Annotated in this window: 9 protein-coding genes; 6 read left to right on the top strand and 3 right to left on the bottom strand. The window is 62.3% G+C overall.

Going from position 1 to position 14,265, the window contains the following annotated elements; translation table 11 throughout:
- Positions 1-29 precede the first annotated feature (29 nt).
- On the bottom strand, positions 30-2,591 hold the full coding sequence (locus CXK96_RS01430; RefSeq protein ID WP_102834725.1) for a YdbH domain-containing protein: 2,562 nt from the start codon (positions 2,589-2,591) through the stop codon (positions 30-32).
- Between the two features lie 558 nt (positions 2,592-3,149).
- Here CXK96_RS01430 and CXK96_RS01425 point away from each other — a divergent pair.
- Both CXK96_RS01425 and rmuC read left to right on the top strand, forming a co-directional pair.
- Positions 3,150-3,503 (top strand): tetratricopeptide repeat protein, encoded by a 354-nt coding sequence (locus tag CXK96_RS01425; protein WP_234484500.1) that lies wholly within the window; start codon positions 3,150-3,152, stop codon positions 3,501-3,503.
- Between the two features lie 79 nt (positions 3,504-3,582).
- Positions 3,583-5,055, top strand: a complete 1,473-nt coding sequence (rmuC, locus tag CXK96_RS01420) for a DNA recombination protein RmuC (RefSeq protein ID WP_102834723.1) — start codon at positions 3,583-3,585, stop codon at positions 5,053-5,055.
- A 12-nt stretch (positions 5,056-5,067) separates the two neighbouring features.
- Here rmuC and CXK96_RS01415 read toward each other — a convergent pair whose 3' ends face one another.
- Together CXK96_RS01415 and CXK96_RS01410 are read right to left on the bottom strand one after the other, a co-directional pair.
- Positions 5,068-6,312, bottom strand: coding sequence for an MgtC/SapB family protein (locus tag CXK96_RS01415; RefSeq protein WP_102834722.1), 1,245 nt, complete (start codon positions 6,310-6,312; stop codon positions 5,068-5,070).
- An 82-nt stretch (positions 6,313-6,394) separates the two neighbouring features.
- The gene (locus tag CXK96_RS01410) at positions 6,395-9,865 is read right to left on the bottom strand and encodes a hybrid sensor histidine kinase/response regulator (RefSeq protein ID WP_102834721.1); all 3,471 of its coding nucleotides are present in this window, start codon (positions 9,863-9,865) and stop codon (positions 6,395-6,397) included.
- Positions 9,866-10,383: 518 nt separating this feature from the next.
- Between CXK96_RS01410 and CXK96_RS01400 the strand changes: the two genes are divergently transcribed.
- From CXK96_RS01400 to CXK96_RS01385, 4 genes are all read left to right on the top strand, one after another.
- Positions 10,384-10,950, top strand: coding sequence for a GNAT family N-acetyltransferase (locus CXK96_RS01400; RefSeq protein ID WP_102834719.1), 567 nt, complete (start codon positions 10,384-10,386; stop codon positions 10,948-10,950).
- A 224-nt stretch (positions 10,951-11,174) separates the two neighbouring features.
- On the top strand, positions 11,175-11,888 hold the full coding sequence (locus tag CXK96_RS01395) for an AzlC family ABC transporter permease (RefSeq protein WP_102834718.1): 714 nt from the start codon (positions 11,175-11,177) through the stop codon (positions 11,886-11,888).
- Positions 11,888-12,214: an AzlD domain-containing protein gene (locus tag CXK96_RS01390; RefSeq protein ID WP_102834717.1), complete on the top strand. Its 327-nt coding sequence runs from the start codon at positions 11,888-11,890 to the stop codon at positions 12,212-12,214. The genes CXK96_RS01395 and CXK96_RS01390 overlap by 1 nt, the downstream gene beginning before the upstream one ends.
- Positions 12,215-12,311: 97 nt before the next feature.
- Positions 12,312-14,189, top strand: a complete 1,878-nt coding sequence (locus tag CXK96_RS01385; protein WP_102834716.1) for an MFS transporter — start codon at positions 12,312-12,314, stop codon at positions 14,187-14,189.
- The last annotated feature ends 76 nt before the right edge of the window (positions 14,190-14,265 follow it).

Raw genomic sequence — 14,265 nt, 5'->3', positions numbered from 1 at the left:
CTCCAGGTCGAGGACGGCGTTACAGTGCCTTATCTGAGGCGTTCCTGCACGCGCCGTTGAATGGTTTCGCTGACCCGGTCGGATAACTGAAGGCTGGTCAGCAGCGCTGGAATGTCTTCCTCCAGATTGATCGAGAAGTTGATCGGGCGGCCGCCTTCCAGTGCTGGGTTTCTTCCATGCAGTTTCAGTCCCAGGTCCAGCTTTCCGTCAGCGGCGTAGTGTACGTCGCTGGCCAGAAGATCGTAGTGGAAGTCATCCAGTGCCTCGGTCACCAGGCGCATCGCCGGGTTGGCCTGCCCCAGGGCCTGGATCTTCGGCGAGCGGAATTGCAGCGCGCCTCCAGGTTCGCGCGCCTGCAGCGAGCCTTGCTCGATACTGATACCGGCTTCGCTGCGCTGCAGCTGCAGTTCTCCATCGATCACGCCAGTGCCGGTAAGTCCTTCGGCAGGATAGGCTTCGAGCAACAAAGGCAATTGCAGGCCGCGCAGATGGGCATGCAATTGTTGGGTACCTGCCGCGAGGTCGGCCGCGCCTGGTTCCAGCCATAGGCGGCCTCCGAGCAGCCGCACCTCGGCAGTACTCCAGGCCAGGCGCCCCTGAGCGAGCGTGTCGAGCGGGGCCGCGTATTCGCCGGCAAAGCGCAGGGGGCCAAAGGTAAAGCCAGGATTGGCTTCGCGCAGCGTCAGTTCTGACACGTCCAGCCGCAGCTGATTGCGCCGCAGGACGGCTGACAGCTCAGCATCGAGCCCACTGAGTTCGGTGCGGTCGTAAATACCCCCCAGCCCCTTTGCGCTGAGCTTGGCCGTTGCCGCAAGTGCGCCGCTGCCGGGCAGGTTGAGTTGCGCCTGACCTTGCATGCGGCCGTTGTTGAGTTCCAGCAGTGGCGGCCAGTCGGCGAGGGTCGCGGCCAGCGGGTTGCCAGCACGCAGGAACAGCTCCGGCAGGGTGACATTGAGTCGAGTCGCGCTGTCCACCCGGTTATGGGTCAGCTTCAACGGCAGGCTGATTCCGGCGTCGTTGCTCAGCGGGCCGTCGAGCGAGATCTCGGACGGGTCCGCATTGAGCGTGCCGCTCCAGCGCCAGCCCTGAGGACGCAAGGCGGGCTGCTTCACTTCACCGGCGGTTACGGCTGTTTTTCCAGTGACCGCCAAACTCTGAATCTGACCATCGCTGAAGCTTGCCTCAGCGCCGAGGCCCGCCAGCTCGATCATCAGCGTGCTGGCTGCTAGGTCTGAGGCGGCTGTCAGGCTGTTCAGCCGTAGCCTCGAACCTTTTGACAGGCGAACGGTGGCGTCTTGTTGTGAAACCCGTCCGCGTAGTCGCAGATCCGCTTCGAGGCCTTTCAAGCTGAAGTCCGCCCCTGTGATCGCCGGGCTGCGCAGCTTGACCTGGGTGCGGTCAAAGGCCGCTGTATAGGGCGCAGCGGTTTGCAGTACCAGATGCGTATCGAGCGTCATAGGCGAGGGACCGCTGGCAGCCAGCTGAACACTCAAGGGCAGCGTCTGGGGTGCCTGGTCATTCTGTGCCGGAACGATCTTGAGACTGACGGCCCGTGGGCGCAGTTGGTCCGGCAATCCGGCGAACAGATCGGCGACCGGCTGCAGGGTGAGATCGCCGTTCAGTTCGGTTGGTATCCAGAGGCCGTCATCGGCACGAACGCTGAGGTCCAACTGACCCTGTAACTGGCCCAGTCCGACCACGGGCCATGGCGCCGGCAAATTGGCCGACAACCGCAGTTCGCCGTTCAGCGCTTTCCAATCCTGCGGCAGAGCCTGCGTGTCGATCTGCAATGCCCAGCCTGCGCCGATCCGCATCTGCTCCGGCAGTGCCGGCAGCGCTGGCGGCGAATAAGCCACCCATTCACTCAGCCAATCCAGCAGCCAGGGCGCTTCCGGCAATTCGTTCATGGCCAATGTGCCGCGCCAGAGTGTCGAGTCGCTGTTTGCCGAAAGCTGGTTTTGCATGCTCAAGCGCTGCTGACCGTCGAGCTGGAGATCGAGATCCAGATGGGTGTCGCTGTCTTGCTCGTAGGCTTGCAGCTCCAGCGCCAGGCGGTGCGTCTGATGGTCCAGCTGCAGATCGAGCGTGGCGGGCAGGGGGGCGTGCTCGCCAAGCCTCCACAACAGTTGCCCTTGAGCCTGGCAGGTTCCGCTTGCGCAGGGCACGGTCAGGTCCAGCGAGTCGATCTGTGCTTGTCGCGGCAACCAGGCTGACCAGTCGACCAGTTGATTAAAGTCGGGCAAAGAGAAGGGCGCGTTGTCATCGTTGCTCGACAGGGGCTGCCACTGGGCGTCGAGGCGCTTGATGCGCAGTGACTGCAGCGGCAGCAATTGCCAACCGTCTGCAAAGTCGAGCCGTAGGTCATCGAGAAATACTGCGAGCCGTTCGTCGGCTGATGGCTGTCTGACAAGGACAATCTGTCGCACGGCAAGGTGGCTGAGTGTCAGGCGCGGTCCGCTCACTTCAAGCGTGACGATCCCCAGGTCACGCTTCAGCTGCTGCCAGCGAAAGCCTGCGTAAAACCCGAACCCAATGATGAGTAGAGTCAGGCCGGCAACCGCCCAGACGAGGATTGTCCGCCGCTTTGTCATGACCCGTTCCGCTGAAAATCGATGCTCTAGCATAGGCCGGTCATGGCGCGCTTGCGACCGGCGCCGATGCGTGTCGCGCGAGACTGATCTTCACTTGGAAAGTTCCCTGGAAACCAGCGGCAAGGCCAGGAACAGCGCTCTGGCGGGCGTTTGGAGAGGGCTGCGCCAAACTTGTGCACATCTGCCAGCATGCCTTGTCAAGCGCTTATGACAATCTGTCGCAAACCAAGCGGAAGCTTATATCTTCAATAACTAATTGAAATATAAGGATATTTTGCGTTGGCGAAAAAAACGCCAGTTTAACTCGAGCCCACTAACCATAGGCTCTAGGGGATTTTGTAACCTGTTTGCCCACAGACTTATCCACAGCTTCTGTGGATTAAAAAATTGTGTGAACCAGATCGTGTATTTCCGATTCTTTCAAGACTTTAACTCTGTGAAAAAAGGAGTAGAGTGCGCGCCCTTGTTCCCCCGAACCATTCGGTGACCATGAGAACGCGTACACTCGCCTCGAGCCCGCTCGAGAGCACATCATCTTCTCCACGCCTGCCGATGCGCATGGCGTTGTGGCTGCTGGACAGCCAGCGTCTAGGACAGACCAAGAGTGTTAAACGTATCGCGGGTCGGATGCTCAAGCAGCCGGCACTCGAAGGTGTAGTTGAAGCACAGAGCCGACTGGGACGCTTGCTCTGTCATGACTGCGACAGCCAGCGTGATCGCCGCATCGGTTTCGAACTGCTGCGCCAGGCAGCAAGAGCTGGCGACCGTCAGGCCCAGCTCGAGCTCGGTCAGCTTTACTGTCAGGGGCAGCACCGCGAGCTGTCCAAAGCGCGCCACTGGCTGGAACAGGCAGCGGCCCAAGGCTCGGCCGAAGCCTCGCGCATCCTTTTGCGGCTGCCGGCCAAGCGCTAGATTCGGCGTCGCAGACGGGCCGGCCTGACCTGTACGGGCTGGCTGGCTATACTGCCGGGCAGTTCAGCCGGAGCCGTACATGCCTCTCGATCCCCTCTATCTAGCAGCCGGTCTCGGTGCCCTCTGTTTATTACTCGCCGTCGTCACGTTGTCACTGCAACGGCGCCTGTCCCTGCAGCGGGCTGAGCTTTCGTTGCTGGACGAGCGGCTGAGTCAGGCGGTCATGGCGCAGGAAGGCCTCGGCGCGCAGCTGGAAACCAGTCGTCAGGAGCAGGCCGACCTGCATGAGGCCCGGGCGGCGCTGCAGGCGGAAGCCGCCGTGCTGCGGCGGGAAACCGAATGGCTGCAGGCTCAGCGCCTAGAAACCCGCGAAACCCTTGATGACCTGCAGGCCGAGCGCGATGCTCAGCAAGCCGAGCTACGCGCGCTTAGCGCCGCTCACGCCGGGGTTACAGCCGAATTGAGCGAACAGCAGAAAACCCATGAGCAGCGCCTGGAAGATCTTCAGGGTGCGCGCGATGAGTTGCGGGCGCAGTTTGCCGAGCTGGCGGGCAAGATCTTCGAGGCGCGCGAGCAGCGTTTTGCCGAGACCAGCCATGAGCGACTTGGGCAGCTGCTCGATCCGCTTAGAGAACGAATTCAGTCATTCGAGAAGCGCGTCGAGGAGAGCTACCAGAACGAGGCGCGTGAGCGCTTTTCCCTGGCCAAGGAGCTGGAGCGGTTGCAGCAGCTCAATCAGCGCCTCGGTGATGAAGCGACCAACCTGACTCGCGCGCTGCAGGGGCAGAAGACTCAGGGCAACTGGGGCGAGTTGATCCTTGAGCGGGTGCTCGAGCATGCCGGCCTCGAAAAAGGCCGCGAATACCATACTCAGGTCAGTCTCAAGAGCGCCGATGGCGAACGCTTTCAGCCCGACGTCCTGATTCAGCTGCCCGGCGACAAGCAGGTCGTGGTGGACGCCAAGGTCAGCCTGACCGCCTACCAGGCGATGATCAGTGCCGAGGATGAAGGCAGCCGTGTGCTGGCACTCAAGCAGCACGTGCTGTCCTTGCGCAACCATCTGAAGGGCTTGTCGCTCAAGGACTATCAGCGACTCGAGGGGCTGCAGAGTCTGAATTTCGTTCTGCTTTTCGTGCCGATCGAAGCTGCGTTCGCGGCGGCGTTGCAAGGCGACCCGGAGCTGTTTCAGGAGGCCTACAGCAAGCACATTGTGATCGTCAGCCCGACGACGTTGTTGGCGACGCTACGGGTTATCGACAGCCTCTGGCGCCAGGAGCGACAGAGCCAGAACGCCCGCGAAATCGCCGAGCGTGCCGGGGCGCTGTACGACAAGTTCGCGGCGTTCATTCAGGATCTGGACGAAATCGGCAGCCGCCTGCAGCAACTGGACAAGGCTTATCTCGGTGCGCGCAACAAGCTCACCGATGGGCGCGGCAATCTGGTGAGTCGCGCCGAACAGCTTAAGTTGCTGGGTGCACGGGCGAGCAAGCGCCTGCCGACCGACTGGCTCGAGCGCGCCGGGGCCGAGGCGCCGCTTGAGGCCGAGGAATAGCGCGCGTCTCTGTCACAGCAGCCACAATACCCCCAGGCCGGCCAGCAGACCGCTGAGCATGAACGGCAAGGTCAGCAGCGCTAGGGTACGCCCGCCGATAAAGACGATCAGGCCGCCCTTGACCAGGCTGTTGCTCAGCGCGGCGAGAAAGATTCCCTGCACCGCGACCTGCTCCGCCAAGTCGGTCCGGGCGCTGTTGGCCAGTGACAGGGTGATGGCATCCACATCAGTCAGCCCCGACAACAGGGAAACCAGATAGACCCCCGCATCGCCAAGCCCTCGTTGCGCGGCTTCGACGAGGAACAGGATGAGTACTAACAGGCCGGCAAAACGCAGCGCGGGCCCCAGTTCGAAAGGGTTCTTCAAGGGCGGCTCGGCGGTGTTGTCGTGCTGCTGACCGGCGCGCAAGTAGTAAAACAATGCACCGGCGGCGTAGATCAGACCGGCCGTCAGCATCGGCGCAAGCAATGCCGGTAGCAACGCCCGATTGACCACCCCGACTTCCAGCAGCACCCGCGGGAACATCAGCGCCGAGGTTGCCAGAAGACCGGCGGCCAGGGCATGGCGCATTTTCCCTGAGACCAGCCGGGCGAGGGTGATGGTCATCGCCGTGGATGAAACAATGCCGCCCAGCAGCGCCGTGACCATCAATCCGTGTCGGGTGCCCAGCAGACGGATGGCGACATAGGCGGCAAAGCCAATGCCGGCGATCAGCACCACCATCCACCAGGTGGTGTAGGGGTTGAAAGCCTGCCAGGGTCCATAACCCTGATTGGGTAGCGCTGGCAGCAGCACCACGGAAATGAACAGCAGTTTCAGCACGCCGCTCAGTTCGGCCTCGTTGAGCTTGTGCAGCGCGCCGTGTAGCCGCGCTTTCAGGCTCAACAGCAGCGCTACGACGATCGCCACGGAGGCGGCCAGCAAGCGACTCTCCGCTACCGCGAGGCTGCCCAGCAGGAAGGTCAGCAGCAGCGCCATCTCGGTGGTCATGCCGTGGTCGCTGTTGGTGCGGGATTCGATTACATAGCCGGCAATCGTCAACAGGGCCAGCACGACGAACATTGCAATCCACGCGGGCATACCGAAGTGACTGGCGCTCAGTGCAGCCAGGCCGCCGAACAGTCCCGCGAGGCCGAAAGTGCGAATGCCGGCCATCTCCTGGCCTTCCTGGTCACCGCCGCTCCAGCTTCGTTCCGTGCCGATCAGCAGGCCCACGCCGAGAGCGGTCGCCAGGTTCAACAGTAGTTCGAGGGTCATGGGCAAAGGCCGTCAGCAACTTCTGATGACATCAGTCTAGCCGTCTCGCTGCCGCGGCGGCTTGCGCTGGCGCAACGCGGCATCAATGCAGCGGAACGTGACGGCTCATCAGTGCGCGCAGCGCGGCAGGCTTGACCGGCTTGGGGAGAAAATCCAGTCCCGCCGCGTGGATCGCGGCGATCAGCTCCGGGCGCCCGTCTGCGCTGATCACCACTCCGGGCACCGGCTCGCCGAGGCGGGTACGCAGCCAGGCCATCAGCTCCGAACCTGTCTCACCGTGGTCCAGGTGGTAGTCGACCAGCACCAGTTGCGGACGCACATCCTCGCGCAGTAAGGCCTCGCATTCGGCCCGGTTACTGGCCGTCCAGACCTGGCAGCCCCAGCGTGACAGCAGGCTGTTCATCCCCACCAGAATGCTGTCTTCGTTGTCGATGCAGAGCACCTGAATGCCGGTCAGGGCGGTTTGCTGCGCTTCGCCTTTGCCGTTGCTGGTGGCCTGTCGCAGCACCTGGCTGGCGATTGGCACGGTCACGCTGAACACGCTGCCTTTGCCGGGCCAGGAGCGAACCGCCAGTGGATGATTGAGCACCTGGCAGAAGCCATCTGCGATGGCCAGACCTAGCCCAAGACCCTTCTCGGCGCGCGTCTGATGGCTGTCCAGCCGTTTGAATTCCTCGAAAATCACGCGCAGTTTGTCCTCGGCGATGCCCGGGCCGTGGTCCCACACCTCAAGACGTAACGAGGAGCCCTGGCGACGCACTCCCAGCACTACGCGGCCCTTGGCGTAACGGAAGGCGTTGGTGAGGAAGTTCTGCAGCACTCGGCGCAGCAGGCGGATGTCGCTGTCGACCCGCAAACGACTGCCATGCACCCTGAAGTCGACGCCCTGTTCGGCGGCAAGCATGGTGAACTCCGTGGACAGGGTGTCGAACAGGGTCGCCAGCGGGAAGGGGTTGCGGTCGGGTGTGATGCGACCGTTTTCCAGCCGCGAGATATCGAGCAGATCGGAGATCAGGTCCTCGGCGGAGCGTAGGGAGCTGTCCAGATGACGCACCAGGTCCCGCGCTTCTACCGGCAGGGCGTCGTGCTGGTGCGACAGCGCGGCGGAAAACAGCCGCGCCGCGTTCAGGGGCTGCATCAGGTCATGACTGACTGCGGCAAGGAAGCGTGTCTTCGACTGGCTGGCTGCCTCGGCCGCACTCTTGGCGGCCGTCAGCGCCTTGTTCAGTTTGGACAGTTCCTGCGTGCGTTCGCTGACGCGCTGTTCGAGGCCTTCATTGGCTTCTTTCAGGGCACGTTCGGCGTCACGGTAGGCGGTGATGTCGCTGAAGCTCATGACGAAGCCGCCACCGGGCATGGGGTTGCCGATCAGCTCGACCACCCGGCCGTTGGGGAAGGTGCGCTCCGAGGTGTGCGCACGGCCCTGACGCATCCAGTAAAGCCGCTTGGCTACGTGCGTATCGGCATCACCGGGACCGCAAAGGCCGCGTTCGGCGTTGTAGCGGATGATGTCGGCGATCGGGCGGCCGATGTAGACCAGCCCGTCCGGGTACTCGAACATTTCCAGATAGCGGTGGTTCCAGGCCACCAGCCGCAGCGACTGGTCGACCACGCTGATGCCCTGGGTAATGTTCTCGATTGCCCCTTGCAGCAGCGCACGGTTGAACTGCAGCACTTCGGAGGCTTCGCCAACGATGCGCACCACGTCATCGACCTGCATGTCCCGGCCTTCCAGCGCAGCCTTGACCACGGCGCGGGTGGACGAGGCGCCCAGTACCCCGGCCAGCAGTCGTTCGGTATGGGCGATCCATTGGCCGTCGGCCTGCTGCCGGGGCGAATAGTCGTGACCGTGACGCCGGGCGAAGCGCTGGAAGCTGAGTTCGGCGCGCTCGGCACCAACGAAGCGCGAGGCCAGCAAGAGCAGGTCCTCCACCTGCACGGCAAGCAGCCGGCGGGTGCTCGCGGTGGAGTGGATTTCCTGACCGATGAAACGGCTGGCCTGCCAGTGTTCGGCGACACGCGTCTGCGACAGGATGGACACCCAGAAGAACAGCGTCGCGTTGCCCACCAGCGACAGGGTGACGCCGAGCGTCAACGCGCTGGTGTTGAATGGCAGATCGGCTGTGTATATCCACTGCAGGCCGGGAAACATCTCCAGCGGCCAGCCGAGCAGCGGCAGGATCAGGGTGTAAATCCAGATCAATCCGCCCGCGGTAAGTCCGGCAAACACACCGCGGCGGTTTGCCTGCTTCCAGTACAAGGCGCCGACCATGGCAGGTGCCAACTGAGTGAGCGCGGCAAAGGCGATCTGGCCGATGGTCGCCAGACTCGCGTTGGAGCCCAGCAGGCGATAGCTGACATAGGCCAGCAGCAGGATCGCGACGATGCTGATCCTGCGCACCGAGAGCATCCAGTGGCGGAACACTTCAAAAGGCTGTTCGGCTTCCTTGCGACGCAGCAACCAGGGCAGCAGCATGTCGTTGGAGACCATGGTCGACAGCGCCACGCTGGCCACGATGACCATGCCGGTCGCCGCTGATGCCCCGCCAATGAAGGCGAGCAGGGCCAGGGCTGGATGCGACTCTGCCAGCGGCAGGCTGATTACGAAGGAGTCCGGGCTGACGCCGCTGGGCAACAGTAGCTGGCCAGCAAGGGCGATCGGGATGACGAACACGGCGGCCAGCACCAGATACAGCGGGAACACCCAGCGGGCCAGGCGGAAGTCACGCGGTTCGATGTTTTCCACCACTGTCACGTGAAACTGGCGAGGAAGGCAAACGATGGCCATCAGCGCGACGGTGGTTTGCACCATCATGGCTGGCCAGTTCACCGTCTCCTGCCAGAAGGCCGAGAGTTCGGGGGCGTCGTGGGCACGGTTGAACAAGTCGCCGAAACCATCGAACAGGCCAAAGGTGACGAAGGCGCCGATCGCGAGAAAGGCAAACAGCTTGACCAACGCCTCGAAAGCGATGGCGAGGACCATGCCGCGGTGGTGCTCGGTCACGTCCAGGTTGCGGGTGCCGAACAGAATGGTGAACAGCGCCAGCACCATCGACACGATCAGCGCGGTGTCCTGCGCACCGGAGCCGGCTGCGGCCTCGCCTTCATTGCCCACCAGCAGGTTCACGCCGAGGACGATGCCCTTGAGCTGCAGTGCGATGTAGGGCAGCACGCCGACCAGGCAGATAAGCGTCACCACCACCGCCAGCGGCTGCGACTTGCCGTAGCGCGCCGCAATAAAGTCGGCAATCGAAGTGATGTTTTCCTGCTTGCTGATCATGATCATCTTCTGGATGACCTGAGGCGCCAGCAGCATCAGCAGAATCGGGCCAAGGTAGATCGGCAAGAAGGCCCAGAGTTGTTCAGCCGCCTGGCCGACCGCGCCAAAAAACGTCCAGCTGGTGCAATAGACCGCCAGCGACAGGCTATAAACCCAGGCACGAACCCGCGGCGACAGCTGGCTGCGGTTGCGATCGCCGTAAAAGGCAATGGCAAACAGCACGGCCATATAAGTGAGGGCGACCAGCGCAATCAGCCCACCGGACAACGACATGCGAACTCCAGATACACATAAATCAAGCGGGCTTCAGCCTGGCCATTTCCGCAGGTTGGCCGAGCTATGCTGGGTCGGGCAGCGTTCACGTTTGCCGGTAGGCGGCCTGATCACTCGAGTTGCGCATCAGGCGTAGCCGATATAAGCGAGGTTACCGGGATAGTGCTTGGGTGCTGCTCAAGCTCAGCAGGTTTCGGATGGCCGGAGTTACCGCTCATTGATAGTTGAATGGGTAAAGTTTCGCAGTAAAACGGGGCGGCGTGTCGCGGCTGCGACCATGGTCGCATGGGCGCGGCAGGTATGGCTGGATCCAACGCAAAGCCTTGCGATAGACCTCCTGCTTGCTGATCGTGGCAATTTGCATAGTCAGCGCTGCGCGATTGCCGTTGAGCAGGAGCGAGCCACCGAGGTGCACGTCCGCTTGGTCGCGCCGCGCTGGTCATTCATGCCCGGCACACTTACCGTCGCCGCTGTGATAACAGCAGCGCCTCATTCCATCCATGTCAGGAGAAACCGCGATGTTCATGCCAGGGCCAGTCACCTTGCAGCGGGGAGCGCTGCGGTTGGAGCCGCTGGTGGACGCCGATATCCCGGCCCTGGTCGAACTGGCCAACCACAACCGCGACGAACTGATCTACCTGAGTGGGCCTTTGCGCCCCGACTGGTATCGCCTGGCGCTGGCCGATCAGGATCAGGGTCGTGCCGTGGTCTTCACCCTGCGCATGGCCGGACGCATTGTTGGCACCACCCGCTTTGCTGATTTCAATCCTTCGCTGCCAGCCGCAGAACTGGGTTGGACCTGGCTGGACAAGGCCGAGCATGGCAGCGGCCTCAATACTGCGATCAAATACCTGTTGCTCAAGCATGCCTTCGAGGACTGGCAGCTGGTGCGTCTGCAGCTGAAAACCGCGGTGAGCAATCTGCGCTCCCAGCGCGCCATCGAAAAACTCGGAGCCCAGCGGGAAGGCCTCTTGCGCAATCACCGACGCCTCGCCGATGGCCGCCTGGATGACACCGCCCTGTACAGCATCACCGACCGCGAGTGGCCGGCCGTCAAGCGTTTGCTGGAGACCGGCATGCGCTGAACCGTAGGTGGCCGACCGAGTTCGGTTCGACTTTTTGGATTTCGGCCGGTATCAACACCTCATGTGCCGGCCATCGCCCTCGGGCCTCGACTTGGGGTAATGTTGGGCCCCTCCAGAAGCGCTGCTTCAGCGTTCATCCGCCTGTCTTCAACCTTCCCTATGCTCCGGCCACGACGGCGGTGCGTAGCTCATCATCGTTTGCGGTGCATACCTAAGGAGCCCCGATGTCCCGCTCGCAAGAGTTCTTGCACGGTTGCCGCGATATTCTGCCGCTTATCGTCGGCGCGATTCCCTTCGGCATCATTTTCGGAACCCTGGCCATAGGTGCTGGGCTGTCCGGCTGGCAGGCCATGGGCATGTCTGCCCTGGTCTTCGCCGGCTCGGCGCAGTTCATTGCTATCACCTTGATCACCGGTGGCGTTGGGGCAGCGGTGGTGCTGCTCACGACCTTCGTCGTCAATCTGCGCCACGCGCTCTACAGCGCCTCGATGCAGCCCTTCGTTCGGCACCTTCCAGGCCGCTGGCGTGTGCCGCTGGCGTTCTGGCTGACCGATGAAGCGTTCGCCGTGATCCAGCATCGATATGCGCGCGATGACGCTTCGCCGCACAAGCACTGGTTCTTCTTCGGTGCTGCGCTGACCATGTACCTGAGCTGGCAGCTGGCGACACTGGCTGGTATCGCCTTTGGTCAAGCTGTGCCAAACGTTGCCAGTTGGGGCTTGGACTTCGCCATGATTGCCACCTTTATCGGCATCGCCGTACCCATGATGCGCACCCGCCCGCAGGTGGCATCAGCGCTGGTGGCAGCGGTCGTCGCGCTGTTGACCTGGGAACTGCCCTACAAGCTCGGTCTGATCGCCGCCGCGCTGGCCGGCATTGTCGTGGGTGTCTGGTTGGAGCGCCGGGCCGAGAGGCAGCTTCAAACGGAGGTGTGCTGATGCAGATCTGGCTACTTATTCTCGGAATGTTGGCGATCACCTTTCTGACTCGATTCAGCTTCTTCGCCTGGCCCAACCTGCGCTTTCCACGCCTGGTGGAGCAGGGGCTGCATTACGTGCCGGTCGCGGTGCTGACCGCCATCGTGGTGCCAGGAATGCTGATGCCAGCAGGCGAATGGTGGCTGGACTGGCGTAACGCCTATCTGCTGGCGGGCGTGCTGTCGATCCTGATCGCGGCCTTCAGCCGAAACCTGCTGGCAACTATCGCGGGCGGGTTGCTGGCCTTCTTTCTGTTGCGCTGGGCGTTCGGGCAGTTGCCGCTGTGACGTATCGCCCAGTCCGCGACACGCGCGTGGCAGTGCTGTGCTTTTGCCGGACCCTGGAGGCTCAAAGAACCAACATGTTTTCCATGGAAGCGGATCGATGACCAAGCCTCATTCCCAGTTCACTCTGTTCGGTAAGCGGCGCTTCTTGCCGTTCTTCCTGACGCAACTGTCAGGGGCCTTCAACGACAATCTGTTCAAGCAGGCGCTGATCCTGGCGATCCTCTACAAGATCGGCACGAATGCCGACAGCAGCCTGCTGATCAACCTGTGCGCGCTGTTGTTCATCCTGCCGTTCTTCCTGTTCTCGGCGCTGGGTGGCCAGCTTGGCGAGAAGTACGCCAAGGAGCGACTGATCCGGGCAATCAAAGCCGGTGAGATTTTCATCATGCTCGCTGGCGGCGCGGGCATGCTGCTCGGCAACCTGCCGTTGCTGCTGGCCGTACTGTTCTGCATGGGCACACAGTCCGCGCTGTTCGGGCCGGTCAAGTATTCCGTACTGCCCAAGCTGCTCGAGGATCACGAGCTGGTCGGTGGCAACGCGCTGGTAGAGATGGGCACTTTTCTGGCTATTCTTGCTGGCACCATCACGGCTGGGGTCATGATGGCCACCGACGGGTATGCGCAGCTGATAGCAGGCAGCGTGGTACTGGTAGCGGTTGCCGGCTATTTCGCCAGCCGAGCCGTGCCTGCGACCGGTGCGTCCTTACCGACACTCGAGATGGACTGGAATCTGTTTCGTCAGACCGGCGCGATCCTACGCATGGGCCTGGGGCAGCGCCTCTCGGTGTCGCGCTCGCTGATTGGTAACTCCTGGTTCTGGTTTCTCGGTGCGACCTATCTGACGCAGATCCCGGTGTATTCGAAGGATCTGCTGCACGGCGATGAAACCGTCGTCACGCTGATCCTGACGGTTTTCTCAGTGGGCATCGCCCTCGGTTCGCTGCTCTGCGAACGGCTCTCCGGCCACAAGGTTGAAATCGGTCTGGTGCCGTTCGGCTCCTTTGGCCTGACGCTGTTCGGTCTGCTGCTGTGGTGGTGTTCGGGCGACTTTCCGCAGGCCGCAGCGCCTCACGACTGGCTAGCGCTGCTGAGTTTCGGGCAGGCCTGGTGGATTCTCGCCTCGGTGCTGGGGATCGGTGTATTCGGCGGGTTTTATATTGTGCCGCTGTATGCGCTCATTCAGTCGCGCACCGCTGAGCACGAGCGGGCGCGGGTGGTGGCGGCAAACAATATTCTCAATGCGCTGCTGATGGTCATTTCTGCGATTGTGGCGATCTTGCTGCTGAGTGTCGTGGGACTGTCGATTCCGCAGCTGTTTCTCGTGGTGTCGCTGATGAACGTGGCCGTGAGCGCCTATATCTTCAGCATCGTGCCGGAATTCAGCATGCGCTTCCTGGTCTGGTTGCTCGGCCACTCCATGTATAGGGTGCGCCAGCAAGGACTTGATGCGATCCCGGATGAGGGGCCGGCGGTACTGGTCTGCAACCACGTGTCCTTCGTTGATGCGCTGTTGATTGCCGGAGCGGTGCGCCGACCCGTTCGCTTCGTCATGTACTACAAGATCTTCCGCATCCCGGTGTTGAACTTCATCTTTCGCACGGCAGGCGCAGTGCCCATCGCTGCGCGACACGAAGACGAGGCGATCTACACCCAGGCGTTCGAGCGCGTCAGCCGCTACCTCAGCGATGGCGAAGTGGTGTGCATCTTCCCCGAAGGCAAGCTCACCACCGACGGCGACATCAACGAGTTCAAGGCGGGAGTCGAGCGCATCCTCGAGGCCAATCCTGTGCCCGTGGTGCCGATGGCCCTGCGAGGGCTGTGGGGCAGCTTTTTCAGTCGCGATCCGGATAAAGGCTTCTTCCGGCGGATCTGGTCGCAGGTAGATCTAGTCGCCAGTTCGCCTGTCGTCGCCAGCGAAGCCAGTCGTGAGCAGCTACAGGCGCAAGTCAGTCTGTTACGTGGCGACCGGCGCTAGGCAGCAAGTGTCTGCATTCAGGGCACCAAGGGTTAAGGCGTCATGCATCTCAGCGTGCTCAAGCAAGGGCATGGAT

The sequence above is a fragment of the Stutzerimonas stutzeri genome, from assembly GCF_002890895.1.
In the GTDB taxonomy this organism is placed as follows: domain Bacteria; phylum Pseudomonadota; class Gammaproteobacteria; order Pseudomonadales; family Pseudomonadaceae; genus Stutzerimonas; species Stutzerimonas stutzeri_AB.
Note: the sequence above shows the minus strand (reverse complement) of the source record. Positions and strands in the feature narration are given on the sequence as shown.